Here is a 19,138-nt window from a genome sequence, read left to right on the forward strand (position 1 = left end):
TCTTTGCGTCGGTCCAACCTGAGCTGCAGTGCGTGAGTGTGCGTTCAACGGAGGCCGACATACACTTCAATCTGAGCCTTCTCCGGATCGGTCGAACGCTGATCGTAAACTTCGTAGTCGGCTCGAAACGATCGCGTACCACCCAACTCAGCAACCGACATAGACCAGATACGCTGCCAGGTCTCAGGAACAACCTTTGTCACCGGCCCTCTATTCGACGTAACAACGGCGTAGCGACCCCCGGGAATATGTTTCGCAACGAACTTCGCAGGCACGTTGTGAATCGAAGACACAGGCAACCCGAGAAGATAGGTGTACTGGCCGTTATGATCCTTCTCATAGTCGGTATACACCGCAATCAGATCGATACCAAGCTTGTTCGGAATCTTCGCGGCAAGATTATCGCGCAATAGCCTATGCCAGATCTCTCCGATCTTTCCCTTGCCGTTCCTCTCTGCCGCGTTATCAGTGCGAGCCGCTACGCCTACCACGTAGAACCCGGAGTGCTGCTGGATAGTCATCGCATCCTCTCTGTGTTTCGCAGGTGCGATTATAAGGGCTTGCCGTAAAGGTGCAAGGGCGATCCTCAAAGACTCCAACGAAGCCCGCAGTTGACACAGGCCGGCGGCGGAGAGCTGGTCAGAAGCCCCTCGCGGAAATGTTGATATTCAGCCCCGTTCCATATCTCTCGCAGGCTACTCTGCGTAGCGTCGCCCAGCGTAAAGCTGCCGTAGCCCTTCATGCTGAAAGGCGCAATACAGCACGGAAGCACACGGCCGTTAGCGGTAATGTACATCAGCGACCACGGCCGTCGGCACAGAGACCAAGGACTATCGGAGCGCTGCATCTTGATCGACTCGCCAGGATCAACTGCGCCGGACGCCGAAAACATCACACCCAGTTCCCGCGCAACCGACTCCGCCTCACGAATCAAAGCCTCTTCCCGCTCGGTTGTGTGTTCAAACAGCGCCGACTCCGCACGCGCAAGAGAGTGTTCATCCATTGGCACATCGAAAAACACCAGCCGCTGCAGATAAACCTCAGTGACTCCAATCGAGTGGGCCAGACGCACAAAGTCAGGAAGCTGATCCACCGTCTCGCGCAGACCAGTCAGCCACAGCGACACGCGCGGCTTGGGAGCATCAAGCTCACGTTGAAGCCGCGTAAAGTTCTTTACGTTGGCGACTATCTTGTCGAAGAAGTCCTTGCCCCGAACCATCTGAAAGACCTCAGATTCAGCCGCATCGAGCGATACGCGAAGTTCATCCAGACCCGCTTCGATCAGCGCCCGCCCATTTGCATCCGTCAGCAAAGTCCCGTTCGTGTTGAACAGAACATAGATGTTCCGATCCTTCAGATACTTCACGCGCTGAGCAATATCTTTGACCAGCATAGGCTCGCCGATGCCGTGCAGCACAACCCGCGCAACATTCGGATACTGGTCGATCAGCGAAGTAAAAAGCTCCCACGGCATATCAGCCTCGGGCTCCAGTTCTTCGTAGGTGCGCGGGCAGGTCGTGCACAGCAGATTGCATCGGTTCGTCGTCTCCAGATAAAGACAAACCGGCTCCTGCGCAGCTACTGCAGCAAGATGCGCATCTGCCTCAGGCTTCTCGAAGTACCGGCGCATGCGGTTCTTCTCCTCCTCCGCCTGCTGCGCCGCGGGGGTAAGTCTCTCCTTGTCATGCAACAGATCGTCGGGAGGAAGAATCGGAAGAAGTGTACTCATAGAGATTCGCTCGCTATCACTGGCTGGACGAACAAGCTGCGATGGATCGGCCACCGCTTGAGAACTAACTGAATTATGAACGCTCCAAGGACCGAGGCGTAGAGAATTTTATTAGCAAGAAACATTCTGGGACCAGGTTCTGCCAACGGGGTCGTGTACAGATAGAAGAAGCCAAGAACATAGGTAAGAATCGGCAGATTCGGCATCAAAGTGAAAAACGGAATCAGCCAGACGATGTACCAGGCATAGTGCGGAGAGAACAGAAACGTCAGTGCTGACGCAAGCCCGAAGGCAGGCGAAAGAAAACCCGCAACCCCGTCCGACGCAAACGGCTTTCTACGGTTGTCTCCGCCAGAACCCGCGACCCGCCAGCACCACCAGATAATTACCGCGAAAACCGCAGCACAGAAAACGTAGTAGGGCGCCGTAGAAAGACCACGCAGTCCGGGGATGTATTGCGAAAGTTCCAGCAGAAAATATCGCGCACCAGTCGCCATGCCCTCTTCTTTTACGTAGCCCCCAAGAAATCCAAAGACAAGAACACCAACGCTCGAATAAGACGCATAACCCAGTGCAATGACGGCGGCAATCGTGGCTGGCATCTTGAAGTCGCCGCGACGATAGAGCGCAGGAAACAGAACGAGAGGATAAAGCTTCAGCAGAATAGCGACACCAAGAAAAATCCCTGTCAGCACCGGGCGTTTTCGGAAGCGCACTAACAAAGCAAGCGCAATAAATGCCATCGCTGCAGAATCGAGATGGCCCGAGCCGGCGATCTCCCACACTAAAACCGGACACCACGCATAGAGCAACGTCTGCTCGCGGCGAAGGCCAAGAGCCTGAAGAAGCGTCACCAGCGCATACATCGTCACGCCTTCAAACAGGACCATCACAGTCTTCATGAAAGTGATCGTCGGAGAGATCCAGGTAATCAGGTAAAAAAGCACCTGTGCCGCAGGTGGATAAATCGTATGGGCATAATCTCGCCGATTAATCTTGTCGAAGATGCTCTGATGCGGCGCACGTAAAAACGCAAGCACAGCATCGCCGGGAACATAACGATATGGGCTGATGTGTGCATGTTGCACCACGCCATCCCACACATAGCGATAGATATCACTCGACAGATAAGGCGGCGCATCGAGCGCAACCACGCGGCAAGCAACGGCGACACCAAGGATAATGGGAAAAGTAAATCTATCGACCGGCTGGGTTAGCACAAGAAACGCCGCCCCAAGATAGAGAATGCAGGACCACCCCGACACGCCGGAAAACCCAATCGTGAAGTGGTCATACTCGCTAACCAATTGTCGCGTAAGTAAAAATAGAGCAACCCCAATCAGACCCAGCGCGACGTTGGTCTGCCAGGCACGCGCAACCGACCAATGTCGGCGAACACACGACCCCAGCGCAGCACTTGCAGCTGAATTCGTCGCCGAGTCAGTCGTCGCGATCATCAACGTTCCCCTCCCTGCGGGCGAAGCTCACGCAGATAAGCGCGAGTATGTTCGGCGCGATACCCTGAAAGCCTGGCAAACGGCGGCGGCTCCTCACCTAGCACTTCGGCGGCCAGCAGCTCAAGCGTCTCTCGATCATCTACGTCATACCAAAGCGTCAGAACGACGACCTCGATGCCAGCCTCCTTCGCCGCAGCAACCGTCTCGGAAAAGACAGACGAAGTACTCCACGCGATATCGGCGAAGAGCTCAGAGTGAGCCCGCTTGAGTCCGATCAAATAATAACCACCATCCACCGCCGGACCAAGAACAATGCGGTCGCCTTCCTTCTGCAACTCCGCGACAGCCTGCTCAAAAGCAGCAGCCGGAACCGTGGGCGAATCGGAGTCGATCAGGCAAACACTGCCGTAGCCGCACGACAAAAGATCCTGTGCCGTCGCAAGCAGGCGTTCGCCAAAGCCGTCGCCCCGCTGCGGAATCAGGGTGAAGTCCGCAGGCAGAAGATTGTCGAAGAGAGCCTCCTCCCCAACGGGGGTGTAAGAGATAACGCCAGCCGCCCCACCCGATCCAGCGACAGCAGCAATATTTTCGGCCGTGTCCTTAAGAAAGCAGACATTTAGATCCGCAGCCTGAGCCGGCGTAAGAGGAGGTGAGAGGCGGGTCTTCACCTTGCCGGCACGCGGAGCCTTCGCCATCACCGCAAGAGCGGTCTGTCCGGCTCTCACAGCCAGCGGCTTCGCAGGATCGAGAATCGCGTAGGACATCGTTGGAGGAGTCATAGGACTAAACCATCCGCCACGCCAACCGGCCGCTCCTGCCACTCAGAGTTGACCGAAGCTGCCGTCTTTTTTTCGCAGACCGCATACTGATACCAGTCATCATATTGCAGACCGGCTTCGCCCCACGGTTGCGAATGAATCAACGCCGAAAAGTCCGGTGCAGTCATCACGTCAGCCTGTCGCGGCTCGCAATATCTTCCCCCGGGGCTGTTCGTCACCTTGGAGAGTAGCCACATGCAGCCAAGTGGAATGCGGGTTCGAAAACCCGAGGTAGGCTCTGCGATAAAACATCGTCCCCCTGGCCGCAGAACCCGAAAGATCTCGCCCAGCACTGCCTCCCTGTTCGCCACAATCAGAAACAGTCGCGAGACCACAATGGCATCGACAGAGTTAGAAGCATCCGGGAGAGAGTGCGCATCGGCATACGCGAAGGTGCAGTTCTGAAGGCTGCGACTGGCCGCCCGCGACTTCGCCCTCGCCAGCAACCTGCGCGAGAGATCGACGCCAGTGGTATGAATCTGCGGGTACTCCTGCGAGAGTCGACAGGCATAGAAGCCAGGGCCGCAACCAAGCTCAAGAACCCTGGTACCCGGCGCCGGCCCCTCAGGTGGAAACAGCGCTCGACTGATCTCCGGGGTGTGATCGCGAAACAGGTACTCACGGCAAAGAGCATAAAACCACGAGCAGCTCTCAAAGAGGCTGTCCGGCTGGTGCGCAGGAGGATGCGTAAAGGTTCTGCCGGGCATTTCGCAGTCGCTTGTTTCCATTCTTGGCCTGTCAAGTTTGAACGTGCGCTTCGGTCGAGAACTTCCTGATTTTTGCAATGACTCAGATAATAGACGCTTCCTACTCTGGAATATTCAACATTCTGCTCCCGCGTGGTTTGATGCACATCTGCCTTTAAGGTTACGGCTACGCGAAATCGGTGGATTGCCCGCTCCCGCCACAGACAGCTGTCATCCGACCGACATTGGCGCAAACAGCCAACCTCTGCAATATCGAAGATTGTTCGAAATTTTGAACTTTTGTTGATAGTACTCACGAATCCCCAGCCCAACCGACTCAAAACGCACCACAGCCCGCTCTGCACAACAAGAACGGGCCGTAGTGGAATGTGAGATTTTATTTAACGCAGCTCAAACACTGCCGCGACAACCTAAGCAACGTCGCTCCAGTCGAGAATCACCTTCCCCGAGTTCCCCGATCGCATCGCCGCAAAGCCGGCCTCATAGTCACGCCAGTTCATCCGGTGCGTAATCACGCCCGAGATATCCAGCCCGCTCTGGAGCATCACGGTCATCTTGTACCAGGTCTCATACATCTCCCGCCCGTAGATGCCGCGAATCGTAAGCTGGTTGAACACCACCTGATTCCAGTTAATCGAGATATCCTCCGACGGAATCCCTAGCATCGCAATCTTCGCGCCGTGGCTCATATTCGCGAGCATATCCCGAAACGCATTCGGATTACCCGACATCTCAAGCCCCACATCGAATCCCTCCTGCATATGCAGCTTCTGCTGAATCTCCTTCAGCGGAGTCGCCCGGGGATCGACCGCAAGCGTCACCCCCACCTTCTCCGCCAGCGTCCTGCGATACTCGTTCGGGTCCGAGATCACAACATGACGAGCCCCGGCATGTCGAGCCACAGCCGCAGCCATAATCCCGATAGGCCCTGCCCCAGTAACCAGCACATCCTCGCCCAGCACTGGAAACGCCAGCGCCGTATGCACCGCATTGCCCAGCGGATCGAAGATCGCCGCGATCTCATGAGGCACCCCCGCGCTGTGAATCCAGATATTCGACATCGGCAGCACAATATACTCCGCAAACGCTCCATTGCGATTCACCCCGACGCCCAGCGTGAACGCGCAAAGATGCCGACGCCCCGCAAGACAATTACGGCAGCGCCCACAAACCACATGCCCCTCACCGCTCACCAGCTGCCCAATCGGAATATCGTTTACATTCGACCCAACCGCCACCACCTCGCCGACAAACTCATGTCCAATCGTCAGCCCCTGCTTGATCGTCGAGCGAGCCCATGCATCCCACTCGTAGATGTGGAGGTCGGTCCCGCAGATCCCGGTAGCCAGAACACGAATCTTAACGTCATTGATGCCCATCTCAGGCTCAGGAACATCTTCGAGCCACAGGCCGCGCTCTTCGCGGCTCTTCACTAATGCCTTCACTTGGGGGAACCTTTCCTGTTGCGTCTCGCAGCTTAATCGCGGCCTCGTCGAAGACAACCCGCAGTTACCATTCTAGTCTGCATCGCAGCGTCCGCAGCCCACCGCCCTGCAATCGCCGTCATCAGGCTATAAGATGAGAGGACGTGCTAGTTTCTCAAGACTCACAGCGGAACGCCGCTCCATCTGATCAAACTCAAGCGAGACCCATGCTCTTTCCCACCGATGACCTTCGCATCACCTGGACCAAAGTCGTCCTCCCGCCCGTCGCCCTCGAAGAAGAACTCCCCATCACCGAAGCCGCATCGGCGACCGTCTACAAAGCCCGCACCGAGATCATCAAAATCCTCCGCGGCGAAGACCATCGTCTCCTCGTAGTCGTCGGCCCCTGCTCCATCCACGACACCGACGCCGCCCGCGAGTACGCCGAGCTCCTCAAATCCGCCATCGCCGAGCACTCCCGCGATCTCTGCATCATCATGCGCGTCTACTTCGAGAAGCCCCGCACCACCCTCGGCTGGAAGGGCCTCATCAACGACCCCTACCTCGACGAGTCCTTCAAGATCAACGACGGCCTCCGCAAAGCCCGCCACCTCCTTCTCGACCTCGCCGAGATGGGCGTCCCCGCCGGCACCGAGTTCCTCGACATGATCTCCCCCCAATACGTCTCCTCCCTCGTAAGCTGGGGAGCCATCGGCGCCCGCACCACCGAAAGCCAAGTCCACCGCGAGCTCGTCTCCGGCCTCTCCTGCCCCGTCGGCTTCAAAAACGGAACCTCCGGCAACGTCCAGATCGCCATCGAAGCCATCCTCTCCTCCGGCCAGCCCCACAACTTCCTCGGCCACACCAAGCACGGCCAAACCGCCATCTTCGTCACCAAAGGCAACCACGACACCCACATCATCCTGCGCGGCGGCCGCAACACCACCAACTACGACGCCACCGCCGTCGAAGACACCTGCAAGCAGATGGACAAAGCCGGCATCCGCCCCCAGGTCATGATCGACTGCAGCCACGCCAACAGCCACAAAGACCACACCCAGCAATCAGCCGTAGCCCGCAACGTAGCCGCCCAGATCACTTCAGCAGACAAGCGAATCATGGGCGTCATGCTCGAAAGCAACCTCGTCGCAGGCGCGCAAAAACTAGTCCCCGGCAAACCCCTCGTCTACGGCCAATCCATCACAGACGCCTGCATCGACTGGCCCGAAACCAAAACCGCCCTCGCCGAACTAGCCGCAGCCGTCCGCTCCGCCCGCAGCTAAACACATTTACGACCAGCATAGAAAGCGGCATAATTTTTTAGGAAGTCGTCATCCTGAGCGGAGCGAAGGATCCCCGTATTTGTCCTCGCGGCTCTATCCGTTCAACCCGTCGCAAGATGACGACACACCAAGCAGCGCACAATTGGGTATATCCTCTCTAGAAAATCATGCGCATCCACACTTCGCTCCTCGCCATCGCAGCCCTGACCGCCACCGCCTTCGCACAGCAGCCCACCTCGCCAAAACACCAGGACACCGAAGTCTACGAGCCCGTCCCCCCAATCGTCACACCCGGCGCCACCGACGCCGCGCCTCCCTCTGACGCGATCGTCCTCTTCGACGGAAAAAACCTCGACCAGTGGGTCTCCACCAAAGACAAGTCACCCGCCGCATGGACCGTAGCCGACGGCATCCTCACCGTCAGCAAAGCGCCCGGCTCCGGCAACATCGAAACCAAACGCACCTTCAAGAACTACCAGCTCCACATCGAGTGGCGAATCCCCGAGAACATCACCGGCACCGACCAGGCCCGCGGCAACAGCGGCGTCTTCCTCGCCTCCACCGGCACCGGCGACGCCGGATACGAGCTCCAGGTCCTCGACTCCTACAACAACAAGACCTACGTCAACGGCCAGGCCGGCAGCATCTACAAGCAGGGCATCCCCCTCGCCAACCCCAACCGCAAACCCGGCGAGTGGCAGACCTACAACGTCATCTGGACCGCACCCACCTTCAACGAAGACGGCACCGTCAAAACCCCCGCCTACGCCACTGTCTTCTTCAACGGCGTCCTCGTGCAGAATCACTTCGAGCTAAAGGGCGAGACCCTCTACATCGGCCAGCCCTTCTACAAAAAATACGACACCGCCCCCATCAAACTCCAGGCCCACGGCGACAAGAGCGAACCCATCAGCTTCCGCAACATCTGGGTCCGCGAACTCAAATAGCAAACCTTCCCACACCGAAGAGATAGCCTCGATCTCCTGGAAAATTACTGTGCCGGGACTTCCAGCAGAGCGTCAAATATTCTGTTAGCAACCTTCTTGATGACATTCTTATTCAAAAGATGGTTGTCCAATTGAAGTTCGAGAACGAGAGCAGAGATCACGGGTCCCAGGGTTTGAACCGCGATCACCCGACTGATCGCATCTTTTCCCTTAGCGGCTGCCCCTAGTATGTCGGCAAGCTTCTTTTCATCAGTCCGGTAGAAGATCTCTGCGTACAACGTCTGCAGCCGCTTCCTCGATTCGGGATGCCGCATGGCAAAAAGTTTGAATTCCAATAATAAAAGGGACCACGCCTGGTCCTCGGTGCGCTCCAGGAAAAAATTCCGAAGAGCATCCATATTCCCGTCAACGGTCATTGATGCGGCCAAGATCTTTTCCATTCGAGCGCGGTAGTAATTAGTACGCTCTTCAATGAGCGCGAGAAAGATGTCCTCCTTGCTCTTGAATTGCGCGTAGATCGCGCCCTTGGTGCGACCGGCAAGGGCCGCAATCTCTCCCAGTTCTGCTCCTTCGTATCCGTCCCGCACGAAGATCGTTTCAGCGGCCTGGAGTAAAAGCGACCGCGTCTCTCTTGTTCTGAGTTCGTGTTTGTTGGCTGTTTTGACTGTCATCTCTGGTCTCATTTTAGTGAAGTAAAGCCGTTCCTTGGCGGTTGAAACGCGCTCTGTGCAATGGCGAAGACTGTTCCTCATCATAATTTGGTTAGAGTACGACGCTTCGGCGCGTCCGCTCAGTCCCGGCAGACTGGAGCCTTCGTCGACCGTGCCACGTTGATGGAGGTTGTGATACATGATTCTCTGATTGATCAAAGTTTGCTCTTCGCCCCCAGATCATCTGATGACTGCGAGCCTTGGTCCTTAGGTACGCCTGACCTCGCCTCCAGAAGATCCTGACGGAGCTCCTGATTGGTCTTGAGAAGATCACAAACCAGCGAGCGTAAGGAATTGAGCTTGTGGTCCATTTCGAGGTGGGAGTCGTTACTCCAACGGTTGTCAGTCGTGTGTGGAATTTCGCGGATGTTCATGTTTTCTCTCTGTGGTCGCTCAAAGCTCAGAAAGTGAAGTTCTCGGTTGCTTACAGGGTAGAAAAGAGCTCTGATAAGAGCGCCGTCACGCAGCCTCCGTAACGGACGGCGCTTCTGAGGATCTACAAAGCAGGATTGACTGTGTTTTTCGCTGAGTTGCTCTTGTCGGCGCTCTTCAGCACGGTAGCGTAATGTTTGGCAATACTTTTGGCGACGTGGTCCGCGACGTTTGTGCTCTCGGACTCGCCCCGCATCGTGGCCGTGATCTGTTCGTTCCTGCTCAGCGCGCCCGAGGAATCGGTGAAAGTGACATCGAACTTCATCTGCGTGGTCCCAACGAACATTCCAGCAGGTCCTAAAGCCGCCCGCTTTACCGAGCTTCCTTCCTTGAAAGCCGCAATCGAGAGGTGAACCTTGTACTGCGGGCACGTACCTTGGCCGTTATCTTCACCACCCCGGTAGACATGCGCCACTTCTTTCGTACTCTGAATACGATCGATCAAGTGCTCGTATACAAGTGCTCGATAGGCAGCCGGTACCTCAGCCTGATCCCAGTTGGGAGCGGACACGAGCACGCTCTTTGGTTCAACCGGGGCGTTATGGCAGACAGTGTCCGAAACCTTCCGAGGCGGGATAGGGGTTAGGACGAAGCTCTCAAGAGCACGGTCAGCCTCTTTGGCTGGTAGTAAGAAAACAGCAGCGTGATAGCCGCCGCTGCTGTCGGTGAACTCGACCGTAAGCATGTCTACCCGGTGATGCATAACGGCAGCCGCTGCAACGCCACCTCCATCCGGGATCGTCATTCTCAAGAGCCTTCCGCCGATACCCCAGATTTCGACTCTCTGGTTGCCGGCGCTCACTGCCGTTACCGAACTGCGCTGAATGGACGTATTGCCCGACTTTCCGGAAAACGTAAGGGCATCCGCACTGAGCGTCAATGTGCCTTTTTTATTGGGCTTCATATCAGGAAGCCCATACACATGCTCAGCCTTGGCGGACTTCCAGGTTGCGACCGTGGCTAGAACGGCATGATCCTGGGAGACAACCTGGATGGTTGCCGCCGAGAGATGGGTTGGCACGCATAAAGACACGTGAAGGATAAGCACGAACACAGCACCGGATAGATATCTCATAACCTCTCCTAAATAGAATACGTACTAGTAGGTATATAAATTGAAGCCCGTCAGAAGTCAACTACACTGCCTCGAATGGACCCTCTTGAATGAGCTCAAAATAACCTGAGCGCCCGAAACCAAACGCCATCGGCCCCTGGAAACCAGCGAGGATCGACGCGCAATAAAACGTAGAGCCTCCATTCCTGGTGCTATCCTCCGGGTGTGCCACGTACGACCCCACTGCGCGAATCCGAAAACCCCCGCCACTCCGCACTCGTTCGCCTTACCCACTGGATAACAACCGCCGCCTTCTTCGCCCTGCTGTTGACCGGCATTGAGATCGTCATCTCTCATCCCCGTTTCTACTGGGGCGAGACCGGCAACGTGAACATGGCTCCGCTCGTCAACCTGCATATCCCTTCATCACGAGGCACCGTGCCCACTGGCTATCGTGTCCTCCCCGACCAGAACGGCTGGAGTCGTTACCTCCACTTTGAGGCCGCATGGGTCCTCGTTCTCACGGGACTGCTCTACCTCGGGGCAAGCCTGTGGAACGGGCACCTACGCAACCACCTGCTCCCTCCCCGTGGCCATCGCACCTGGCGCGCCTACCGCGACGTGATCGCAAAGTACCTCCGCCGCCGCCCACCCTCTGAGGAATCCGGTGCCAACGGTTACAACGTGATGCAGCGGACCGCCTACCTCATCGTGATCTTCGTCCTCTTCCCGCTCATCATCTGGACCGGCCTCGCTCAGTCCCCGGCACTCGTCTCCGCCTATCCCTTCCTCGCAAGCGCACTCGGAGGCCGGCAGTCCGCACGCACGCTGCACTTTCTTGTCTCCGGAGCGATACTGCTCTTTGTACTGACTCACATCGCCATGGTCATCCACGCAGGCTTCCGCAGCCATGTACGAGCGATGATCACCGGCCACGCCGACACTCCCGCACCCACGCAGCCAGCCCACCCATCCGTAGCGCCCCTACCGGAGCAGCCATGACTCCCATCTCACGACGCAAGCTCATCACCTCTGGCCTGGCCGCGACCGCCGGAGTCTCGGGCCTCGCCGTCGCCTCCCATCTCTCGCGCCGCTTCGGACTCATCCCACCCGACTGCGCCGGCCCCTATGGCCTCGGCACCACACTCACCTACGCCGCGCAGCGCCTCATCACCACGCACTCACTGGCACGTCAGTTCCCACGCGGAATGATCTCGAAGATGCCATTCGCCAACGCAATCGCCCCGCCGAATGCGGACTTCAAGGCTCATCAGGCAAACGGATTCGCCAACTGGAAGTTGGCCGTCGATGGTATGGTCGCGCATCCCACCAGTTTCTCGCTCTCCGATCTCCGCAGCATGGCTCTTAGCAGCCAGATCACCGAGGTCGCCTGCGAAGAGGGCTGGTCCTACATCGCCGAGTGGATCGGCACCCCGCTCATCGACGTGCTGCACAGCGCCGGGATTCTGCCGCAGTCGCGTTACATTGTCTACCACTCCATCGAGGGCGACTGGTGGGACAGCATCGACATGGCCGACGCCCTCCACCCTCAGACGCTCCTCACCTGGGGCATGAACGACGGGGACCTCCCGGTCTCCTTCGGCGGCCCTCTTCGCCTGCGCGTCCCCCGCCAGCTCGGCTACAAGAGTGTGAAGTTCATCCAACGCATCACAGCCACCGATTCGCTCAAAGGCTTCGGAAAGGGTTTGGGTTCCTCGGAACCCGAATTCGGCTATGCCTGGTATGCAGGCATCTAAAGGCATCGGCGCATCTCCGCACATCCGAACCCATCGACAACGAAACACAAGTTCGTGTTAATCGAGTCAAGCGCAAACCCCGTATGGTGGCTATCTGGAAGTGAACCTGACATCCTCTACTAGCATTGACCTCCGCCTACATCGGCCTCATCAACTACTTCTACGCCCGCCAGTGCGACGGCAACCTCGTCCTACGCATCGACGACATCGGCCGCGCCCGCTTCGTCGCGGCTCTTCGTCAACTTCACCGCCGCAAGCAACAGCCAGAGGAACCCCAGGTATCGAGTGATTGGGATCAGGAAGTTCGCCGGATATGCGACCAGGCTGAGCGACGAGAACTCTCCCGCAACTGCGACAAGCATTCCCAGTGCAATCAACCAACGTGGAAGGAGATGGTAAAAATAGCTCGTGACGCACACCCCTGCAGCCATCAAGCCGAACCCAACCGCGTAGGCGGCTCCTCCAAACAGAAAGCTGAGAAAGAAGATAGCCCGAACCATCGACACAGACGCGGCAACATCAGGCAAAGACAACACCCAGCCGAACAGGCCGGAAAGGATCAACGCGTTGGCGGCCGTCAATCCGCCGAAGAGCGCAATGTTCGTACCCGCAGCCCGAACCCCCAAAAACCGCAACCGGCTGACCATCGTGACGGCAAAGAGACCAAGAGGTACGGCGGAGGCAAACAAGAAGAAGTTGCTTACACGGACAGCGGTGGGATTTTGTTCAAAAAAAACGCGGACAGTCTCAGCCGCCGCAAAAGGGTTGATATAGGGCGCCCCGTGCCGGAGCGTCGCACCTGCTACGAGACCCGCTGCGAAGAGCAGGATATGTATCGTCCCGAGCAGAACTAATGAAGGTCCACGAAATTTAGGATACGATTTCATAATGTAATCGTTTATATACTAAATTAATAATTTATGCAATAATAAACTCACGACATGGACCACAAAGAGATGGAAAGAGGACAGCCGGCATTTCTACTCGCGCAGTTGGGCGCGCATGCCGCCAATCAATTCACCGAGCGATTAGCTGTGCTGCAACTCACTCCCGCGGATGCAGGGATACTGCGGTTGCTGCGCGTCGCAGCGGCGATCAGCCAGCAGGAACTCTCGGAGAAGTTGCGCATTCATCCCAGCCGCCTGGTCGCCATCCTGGACAATCTGGAGCGGCGGCAACTTGTCGAGCGGAAACCAAACCCCAATGACCGGCGGCTCTATTCGCTCCATCTCACCGGGGCAGGAGGCGAAATCCTGGAGCGAATTGGCAAGGTGGCCCGTGAGCATCAGGATGCGCTGCTCTCCGCACTGAGCGCCGGCGATCGCAAAAAGTTAAGCGAGTTGCTGCAGCAGGTCGCAGACCAGCAGAAGCTCACGCGCGGTGTTCACCCCGGGTATCAGCGGCTGGGCAAGACGAAGCCTTCCGACCTCAAGCATTCCTGAAATGCTGCACCAACCACCGTCGCATCCTCTGCTAGCATTAAACTCTTGGCCTTTATGACAAATAGCATCAGCACCTCCGATACCCCCATCCGCGTCCGCATCGCTCCCTCCCCCACCGGCGACCCCCACGTAGGCACCGCCTACATCGGCCTCATCAACTACCTCTACGCCCGCCAGCGCAACGGAAAATTCGTCCTCCGCATCGAGGACACCGACCGCGCCCGCTTCGTCGCCACCTCCGAGCAGGAGATCTTCAACTCCCTCCGCTGGCTCGGCCTCACCTGGGACGAAGGCCCCGACCTCGGCGGCCCCTACGGCCCCTATCGCCAATCCGAGCGCACCGAAATCTACCGCGAGCACGTCGAGCTCCTCCTTGCCAACGGCACCGCCTACCGCTCCTTTGAAACTCCTGAAGAATTAGAGGCTCTGAGACAACGCCAGATCGCCGCCAAGCTCCCACCACGCTACGACGGCGCCCACCGCGAACTCTCCCAGGCACTAATCGACGCCTACCTCGCCGAAGGCCGCCCCTACACCGTCCGCCTCAAAGTCCCCGCCGGCGACCCTGCCTTCACCGAGTTTCGAGACGAACTCCGCGGCGTCATCCGCTTCGAGCACTCCAACGTCGACGATCAGGTCCTCATGAAGTCCGACGGCTTCCCCACCTATCACCTCGCCAACGTCGTCGACGACCACCTCATGCACATCACTGACGTCATCCGCGCCGAAGAGTGGATCTCCTCCACGCCCAAGCACGTCCTGCTCTACAACGCCTTCGGCTGGGCTATCCCGCGCTTCTGGCACATGCCCCTCCTGCGCAATCTCGACAAGTCAAAAATCTCCAAGCGCAAAAATCCCGTCTCCCTCATCTACTACCGCCAGGCCGGCTTCCTCCCCGAAGCCATGATCAACTTCCTCGGCCTCATGGGCGGCGGCATGCCCGCACCCACCGCCGACTCCACCCCCGCCCAGCCGGCCACCAAAGCCCCAAACAAACCAAGCGAGACCGACATCTTCACCCTCCCCGACATGGTCGCCCGCTTCGACGTCAAAAACATCCGCCTCGGCGGCCCCGTCTTCGACCTCACCAAACTCAAGTGGCTCAACGGCGAATACATCCGCGCCCTCACCCCCGAAAAGTTCTACGCTGCACTCCGCGAAACCATCCTAAGCGACGCCTACCTCCAACAGATCGCCCCACTCGTACAAACCCGCATCGAAACCCTCGGTGAGTTCGGCAACCTAACCCACTTCCTCTTCGCCGACGACATCATGGCCCCCGCCGAAGTCTTCGTCCCCAAAAAACGCACCCCAGAGGAAACCCTCGCCTTCGCCGCCGAGCAACTCACCCTCCTCGAAGCAACCGACTGGACCCACGAAGCCCTCGAACCCGCCCTCAAGCAACTAGGCGAAGCCCAGCAGTGGTCCGTCAAAGAAAACTTCATGCTCCTCCGCGCCATCCTCACCGGCAGCACCATGTCTCCGCCGCTGCTCGAAAGCATGATCGTCTTCGGCAAATCCCGCACCCTCGACCGCGTCCGCCGCTTCCTCGAAACCCAGAAGAAACTAGCCAACACAAAAAAATAGCGACGCCCTCGAGCAACGTAGCAGTTGTCGTAGAGTGCCGTGCTTTTTTGTTTGTCATTCCCGAAGGGAATCTGCGGTTGCCTTCCTCCACATCAACAGCAAATCCGCCCTAAGCCCCAAACTGCCGCAGATGATGATCCAGGTGCTTATACATCCACGCCGACCACTCCTGCGGCGTCAACCTCCCGAAGAAGCTATGCGGATGCGTGGTGCATCCCGCGGGCCCAGCCGCAGCAAACCGGTCGATCAGCCCGCACAACCGCTTCCTTTCCGCTTCAAGATCCCGTTCCTCCTCCACCTCCAGCCCCGGCACCGTAGGCGAGTTCTTGCGCATCGGCTCGCCCTCTCGAAACGCCTTCGGCTTCACCATCGGCCCAAGAATCCTCCCGATCAACATCCGCGGCGGACGCCTGTCCCCTAACGCCAACTCCATTCCCCTCGCACAATGCTCCACCGCCTGCGCTGCGTTCATCCTGCCCCACTGCGCCGCGCTATCAACCCTCAACTGCGCCATCCGCCCCTTCACCTCGTCCACTGCCGACACTTCAAAGAGATTTTTCATGCGGAAAGTCTACTCCAGAAAAAGCCTCACCCCGTCACGATCCAACTCCCGCTCGAAGCATCCCAAAACCTTCGTCTCCGCCCATCCACCATCGAGGGCGCGTTACCGTCGTGCTGTTCTTCAGCAAAATCCATTGGAGCTCCCGAACCTCATCTGCTAGTCTCTTCTGGTCCCTCCCAACGCGTTCAGGCCCCGGAAAAGAGTATTAGCCCCGTATGAAGCAGCTTCGTCGAGTAGTCCTGCCACTCCTTACAGTGGCCCTGCTGTTCTCCTCTCTGCCCTCGTTCTCCCAGACGCCAGAGCCCCGGATAAAAGGCGCCATCACCGAAACCTCCCGCGCAGTCCTTCCCAACTCACGCTCCCCAAGAGTGCGCACCGCTGAGGACCTCGGCGCCGTCTCCTCCGACACAACCATCCCAGGCATCACGCTCGTCTTCAAGCGCTCGGCCACCCAGGAAACCACCCTGCAGGAGCTCCTCTCCGCCCAGCAGAACCCGTCCTCGCCGCTCTATCACCACTGGCTCACCCCTGAGATCTTCGCCACTCGCTTCAGTGTCTCCGACCAGGACATCGCAGCCACTCAAAGCTGGCTCGCCTCGCGCGGCTTTCACATCGACAGGGTATCCCGCAGCCGAGACCGCATCACCTTCTCCGGCACAGCGGCGCAGGTCGATGCCGCCTTCGGCACCGAGCTCCACCACTACCGCACAGTCGATAACGAAACCCACTTCGCCCCCGCAGCCGACCTCACCCTCCCCGCCGAGCTAGCCCCCGTAACCGCCGCCATCCTCCACCTCTCCGACTTCCGGCCCAAACCAAACGTCAAGCTACAAACCCGCCCTCAACCCGACTACACGACGCTTTCGACACAAACCCACTACCTCGGCCCACAAGACATCGCCACAATGTATGACCTGAACACGCTCTACAGCAGCGGGTTCAATGGTTCCGGCCAGGGCCTCGCGGTTGTAGGTCAGTCCTATGCTGGCTCCGCGGTCTCGTTCTTCAAGGGAAACCTCTCGCCGGGCAGCGGTAACATCAGCTTTGTCCTGGTTCCAGGCTCAGGTGTTGAGGCCATCTCGCCAGGCGATGAGGGGGAGTCCGAAATCGACCTCGAATACTCCTCCGGTATCGCCACGGAGGCCAACATCTTCTTCGTTCATGTAGGGGCCAACCAGAACTACGATGTCTTCGACGCCCTGGCGTTCACGATCGACCAAAACATAGCCCCCGTGGTTAGCATCAGTTATGGCATCTGCGAACCACTGATGAGCGCGGCAGATCTCGATCAGGGAAATGCGCTCTTCGAACAAGCGGCGGCTCAGGGACAAACCCTCGTTGCTGCTGCGGGTGACAGCGGCTCTACCGCCTGCGCCGCCTATCCCTCTTCAGAGGTTACCGCCACACAGCAACAGGCTCTCTCGGTTTCATATCCTGCGGACAGTCCCTATGTCACGGCGGTAGGCGGAACTCAGATGGCAACCGGAACCTTTGCCCCAGGGGCCAGTCAATATTGGTCAACCGCCAGCAACGGAAATCTGATCAGTTCTCTACTCTCCTACGTTCCAGAGGTGGTTTGGAACGAGGGCTCGTCCTCGTTCGGCATCGCCGCAAGTGGTGGCGGCACCAGCGCCCACTTCTCACGGCCCACTTGGCAGACCAGTGTCCCGGGGATATCTTCTGGAGCCTACCGCCTCTTGCCCGACATAGCTCTTCAGTCTTCAATCAAAAGTCCCGGCTTCCTCTTCTGCTCCGACGACCCGTCTCTGACGAACTCACAGGGGCAGAGCGCCAGTTGCGCCAATGGACTCGGGGGTAGTAACACGAACTTCCCGGTAGCCGGCGGAACCAGCTTTGCCACGCCCATCTTCGCCGGTCTGATCGCCATCCTCAACCAGGCCCAGCAGGAAACAGGACAGGGAAACATCAACCCCATCCTGTACGGCCTGGCATCGAATCCTGCATCGTATGCAGCGGTGTTTCACGATATTGTCTCCGGTACGAACGCCTGCGCTGCTGGCACTCCCTCTTGCGCAGCGCCCGGCGAGTCAGGATACCCGGCAACCCCAGGGTATGACGAGGCTACCGGTCTAGGCAGCGTCGATTTCGGCCAGTTGGCTAAGGCGTTACCTCCAAGCCCAACCACGAAACTAATACCGACCACTATCCGGATCAATTCTGTCTTTACCGATACTCCGGGAGACATTGCCGTTCAAATTACCGTGGGACCGGCCAGCTCTCCTGTCAATGCCGTTGCTCTCACCGGCGGCGTTTCGGTGTCCCTCGATGGCACTGTCTTGAACCCTTCGCTTGCGTTCCCGTCGACTCCTTACTATAACGACGGCGGCCAACTCATCACCTTTCCTTTTCCGCAGCCGTCGACCCCCGGTTCTCATTTGCTGACCGTCGCCTACCCTGGTGACGCAACACTTTCACCTTCCATCGCAACCTACGCCTTCCAGGTCGGGAACCTGACAGCTACCGGCAGCTTCACGGTTACAGCCGCAAACCTCACGGTCGCAAACGGCAGCCAGGGAAGCATTCCAATCAACGCGACGCCCGCTGGGGGGTACAGCGGCAGAGTTGCCTGGTCTCTCGCCGCCACAACTACGAATGGCACAGCTGAAGTGTGCTACTCCATCCGCCCATCCTCCACCAACAACCCAAACGCGGCTACACTCACCATCTTCGTAGGTTCGGCATGCAACTCAACGGCCCCGGCCGACCGTTCGAACCTTCGCTCTATCAACTCTCGCGTTGCCTCGAAGCAGGAGACTCCGTCCCCATGGCGCAAAACGCCGCAGATCGCTCTCTACGCCGGGCTGATCCTCTGCGGCTCTCTAGCAGGACGTCGGCGTAAGATCCGCCTGTCGCTGCTACTGGCTCTGGCATCTTTGACTTACATCACCACTGGCCTCACCGGCTGCGGTGGTGGCGGGGGAAGCAAACCCGGCACGCCACCGGCAGTAACACCCACTGCGACCACCTACACCATCACCTTGACCGGAAATGACTCCGTCAACACGTCGATCACCGCCTCAACCACCTTCACCCTCACAGTCAATTAGCCGGATTTCGCAAACCCTGAAGAGGCTGGTGAAAAAGTCCGTCTTGCTTAAGGGCACGGCTTCAGCCGTGCCGCAAGAGCTTTGGTTGCATTGCGGCTTCAGCCGCTGAGGGTCCGCCTTTCGTTTCGGAAGGAATTTTTCAGCACCTCCGAAACACCGCG

18 protein-coding genes are annotated in these 19,138 nt (G+C 58.2%); 7 read left to right on the top strand and 11 right to left on the bottom strand.

Translation table 11 applies throughout. From position 1 onward, the window contains the following. Positions 1–44: 44 nt before the first annotated feature. The 6 genes from HDF09_RS03710 to tdh all read right to left on the bottom strand — a co-directional run bounded on the left by HDF09_RS03710 (position 45) and on the right by tdh (position 6,156). The gene (locus tag HDF09_RS03710) at positions 45–521 is read right to left on the bottom strand and encodes a GyrI-like domain-containing protein (protein WP_183761618.1); all 477 of its coding nucleotides are present in this window, start codon (positions 519–521) and stop codon (positions 45–47) included. Between the two features lie 65 nt (positions 522–586). Continuing rightward, positions 587–1,729 carry a radical SAM protein gene (locus HDF09_RS03715; protein WP_183761620.1) on the bottom strand — a complete coding sequence of 381 codons (1,143 nt, stop codon included), beginning with the start codon at positions 1,727–1,729 and terminating at the stop codon, positions 587–589. Then, complete coding sequence (locus tag HDF09_RS03720) at positions 1,726–3,186, bottom strand: glycosyltransferase family 87 protein (protein WP_183761622.1); 1,461 nt, start codon at positions 3,184–3,186, stop codon at positions 1,726–1,728. The genes HDF09_RS03715 and HDF09_RS03720 overlap by 4 nt, the downstream gene beginning before the upstream one ends. After that, positions 3,186–3,965: a TIGR04282 family arsenosugar biosynthesis glycosyltransferase gene (locus tag HDF09_RS03725; protein WP_260180905.1), complete on the bottom strand. Its 780-nt coding sequence runs from the start codon at positions 3,963–3,965 to the stop codon at positions 3,186–3,188. Before HDF09_RS03725 ends, HDF09_RS03720 begins: the two co-directional genes overlap by 1 nt. Beyond that, positions 3,962–4,711: a class I SAM-dependent methyltransferase gene (locus HDF09_RS03730; RefSeq protein ID WP_260180906.1), complete on the bottom strand. Its 750-nt coding sequence runs from the start codon at positions 4,709–4,711 to the stop codon at positions 3,962–3,964. The genes HDF09_RS03725 and HDF09_RS03730 overlap by 4 nt, the downstream gene beginning before the upstream one ends. A gap of 410 nt (positions 4,712–5,121) precedes the next feature. Next, on the bottom strand, positions 5,122–6,156 hold the full coding sequence (tdh, locus tag HDF09_RS03735; RefSeq protein ID WP_183761627.1) for an L-threonine 3-dehydrogenase: 1,035 nt from the start codon (positions 6,154–6,156) through the stop codon (positions 5,122–5,124). Between the two features lie 206 nt (positions 6,157–6,362). On the opposite strand from tdh, the gene HDF09_RS03740 reads away from it, so the two are divergent. Both HDF09_RS03740 and HDF09_RS03745 read left to right on the top strand, forming a co-directional pair. Further along, on the top strand, positions 6,363–7,418 hold the full coding sequence (locus tag HDF09_RS03740) for a 3-deoxy-7-phosphoheptulonate synthase (protein WP_183761630.1): 1,056 nt from the start codon (positions 6,363–6,365) through the stop codon (positions 7,416–7,418). A 167-nt stretch (positions 7,419–7,585) separates the two neighbouring features. Next, positions 7,586–8,365 carry a 3-keto-disaccharide hydrolase gene (locus HDF09_RS03745; protein ID WP_183761633.1) on the top strand — a complete coding sequence of 260 codons (780 nt, stop codon included), beginning with the start codon at positions 7,586–7,588 and terminating at the stop codon, positions 8,363–8,365. Positions 8,366–8,409: 44 nt separating this feature from the next. On the opposite strand, the gene HDF09_RS03750 is transcribed toward HDF09_RS03745, so the two are convergent. The 3 genes from HDF09_RS03750 to HDF09_RS03760 all read right to left on the bottom strand — a co-directional run bounded on the left by HDF09_RS03750 (position 8,410) and on the right by HDF09_RS03760 (position 10,582). After that, positions 8,410–9,216, bottom strand: coding sequence for a TetR/AcrR family transcriptional regulator (locus HDF09_RS03750; RefSeq protein WP_183761636.1), 807 nt, complete (start codon positions 9,214–9,216; stop codon positions 8,410–8,412). Positions 9,217–9,230: 14 nt separating this feature from the next. After that, positions 9,231–9,449, bottom strand: coding sequence for a hypothetical protein (locus HDF09_RS03755; RefSeq protein WP_183761639.1), 219 nt, complete (start codon positions 9,447–9,449; stop codon positions 9,231–9,233). A gap of 122 nt (positions 9,450–9,571) precedes the next feature. Then, complete coding sequence (locus tag HDF09_RS03760) at positions 9,572–10,582, bottom strand: hypothetical protein (protein WP_183761642.1); 1,011 nt, start codon at positions 10,580–10,582, stop codon at positions 9,572–9,574. A 204-nt stretch (positions 10,583–10,786) separates the two neighbouring features. On the opposite strand from HDF09_RS03760, the gene HDF09_RS03765 reads away from it, so the two are divergent. Together HDF09_RS03765 and HDF09_RS03770 are read left to right on the top strand one after the other, a co-directional pair. Beyond that, positions 10,787–11,563 carry a cytochrome b/b6 domain-containing protein gene (locus HDF09_RS03765; protein WP_311718589.1) on the top strand — a complete coding sequence of 259 codons (777 nt, stop codon included), beginning with the start codon at positions 10,787–10,789 and terminating at the stop codon, positions 11,561–11,563. After that, complete coding sequence (locus HDF09_RS03770) at positions 11,560–12,318, top strand: molybdopterin-dependent oxidoreductase (protein ID WP_183761644.1); 759 nt, start codon at positions 11,560–11,562, stop codon at positions 12,316–12,318. The genes HDF09_RS03765 and HDF09_RS03770 overlap by 4 nt, the downstream gene beginning before the upstream one ends. 191 nt (positions 12,319–12,509) lie before the next feature. On the opposite strand, the gene HDF09_RS03775 is transcribed toward HDF09_RS03770, so the two are convergent. Next, the gene (locus tag HDF09_RS03775; protein ID WP_183761648.1) at positions 12,510–13,205 is read right to left on the bottom strand and encodes a hypothetical protein; all 696 of its coding nucleotides are present in this window, start codon (positions 13,203–13,205) and stop codon (positions 12,510–12,512) included. Between the two features lie 54 nt (positions 13,206–13,259). Between HDF09_RS03775 and HDF09_RS03780 the strand changes: the two genes are divergently transcribed. Together HDF09_RS03780 and gltX are read left to right on the top strand one after the other, a co-directional pair. After that, positions 13,260–13,760: a MarR family winged helix-turn-helix transcriptional regulator gene (locus HDF09_RS03780; RefSeq protein ID WP_183761650.1), complete on the top strand. Its 501-nt coding sequence runs from the start codon at positions 13,260–13,262 to the stop codon at positions 13,758–13,760. Positions 13,761–13,814: 54 nt separating this feature from the next. Beyond that, positions 13,815–15,347, top strand: a complete 1,533-nt coding sequence (gene gltX, locus HDF09_RS03785) for a glutamate--tRNA ligase (protein WP_183761653.1) — start codon at positions 13,815–13,817, stop codon at positions 15,345–15,347. A 109-nt stretch (positions 15,348–15,456) separates the two neighbouring features. On the opposite strand, the gene HDF09_RS03790 is transcribed toward gltX, so the two are convergent. Continuing rightward, the gene (locus tag HDF09_RS03790; RefSeq protein WP_183761656.1) at positions 15,457–15,909 is read right to left on the bottom strand and encodes a DUF1569 domain-containing protein; all 453 of its coding nucleotides are present in this window, start codon (positions 15,907–15,909) and stop codon (positions 15,457–15,459) included. Positions 15,910–16,124: 215 nt separating this feature from the next. Between HDF09_RS03790 and HDF09_RS03795 the strand changes: the two genes are divergently transcribed. Next, entirely contained in the window at positions 16,125–18,977 is a 2,853-nt protein-coding gene (locus HDF09_RS03795; RefSeq protein ID WP_183761659.1) for a S53 family peptidase, read from the top strand. The last annotated feature ends 161 nt before the right edge of the window (positions 18,978–19,138 follow it).

The sequence above is a fragment of the Edaphobacter lichenicola genome (assembly GCF_014201315.1).
Lineage (GTDB): Bacteria > Acidobacteriota > Terriglobia > Terriglobales > Acidobacteriaceae > Edaphobacter > Edaphobacter lichenicola_B.

Coding starts and splice junctions, on each gene's coding strand:
- HDF09_RS03730 (WP_260180906.1), bottom strand. CDS start 4,711: ATGCCCGGCAGAACCTTTACGCATCCTCCTGCGCACCAGCCGGACAGC.
- HDF09_RS03755 (WP_183761639.1), bottom strand. CDS start 9,449: ATGAACATCCGCGAAATTCCACACACGACTGACAACCGTTGGAGTAAC.
- HDF09_RS03725 (WP_260180905.1), bottom strand. CDS start 3,965: ATGACTCCTCCAACGATGTCCTACGCGATTCTCGATCCTGCGAAGCCG.
- HDF09_RS03710 (WP_183761618.1), bottom strand. CDS start 521: ATGACTATCCAGCAGCACTCCGGGTTCTACGTGGTAGGCGTAGCGGCT.
- HDF09_RS03775 (WP_183761648.1), bottom strand. CDS start 13,205: ATGAAATCGTATCCTAAATTTCGTGGACCTTCATTAGTTCTGCTCGGG.
- HDF09_RS03770 (WP_183761644.1), top strand. CDS start 11,560: ATGACTCCCATCTCACGACGCAAGCTCATCACCTCTGGCCTGGCCGCG.
- HDF09_RS03720 (WP_183761622.1), bottom strand. CDS start 3,186: ATGATCGCGACGACTGACTCGGCGACGAATTCAGCTGCAAGTGCTGCG.
- gltX (WP_183761653.1), top strand. CDS start 13,815: ATGACAAATAGCATCAGCACCTCCGATACCCCCATCCGCGTCCGCATC.
- HDF09_RS03780 (WP_183761650.1), top strand. CDS start 13,260: ATGGACCACAAAGAGATGGAAAGAGGACAGCCGGCATTTCTACTCGCG.
- HDF09_RS03750 (WP_183761636.1), bottom strand. CDS start 9,216: ATGTATCACAACCTCCATCAACGTGGCACGGTCGACGAAGGCTCCAGT.
- HDF09_RS03760 (WP_183761642.1), bottom strand. CDS start 10,582: ATGAGATATCTATCCGGTGCTGTGTTCGTGCTTATCCTTCACGTGTCT.
- HDF09_RS03795 (WP_183761659.1), top strand. CDS start 16,125: ATGAAGCAGCTTCGTCGAGTAGTCCTGCCACTCCTTACAGTGGCCCTG.
- HDF09_RS03790 (WP_183761656.1), bottom strand. CDS start 15,909: ATGAAAAATCTCTTTGAAGTGTCGGCAGTGGACGAGGTGAAGGGGCGG.
- HDF09_RS03740 (WP_183761630.1), top strand. CDS start 6,363: ATGCTCTTTCCCACCGATGACCTTCGCATCACCTGGACCAAAGTCGTC.
- HDF09_RS03715 (WP_183761620.1), bottom strand. CDS start 1,729: ATGAGTACACTTCTTCCGATTCTTCCTCCCGACGATCTGTTGCATGAC.
- HDF09_RS03745 (WP_183761633.1), top strand. CDS start 7,586: ATGCGCATCCACACTTCGCTCCTCGCCATCGCAGCCCTGACCGCCACC.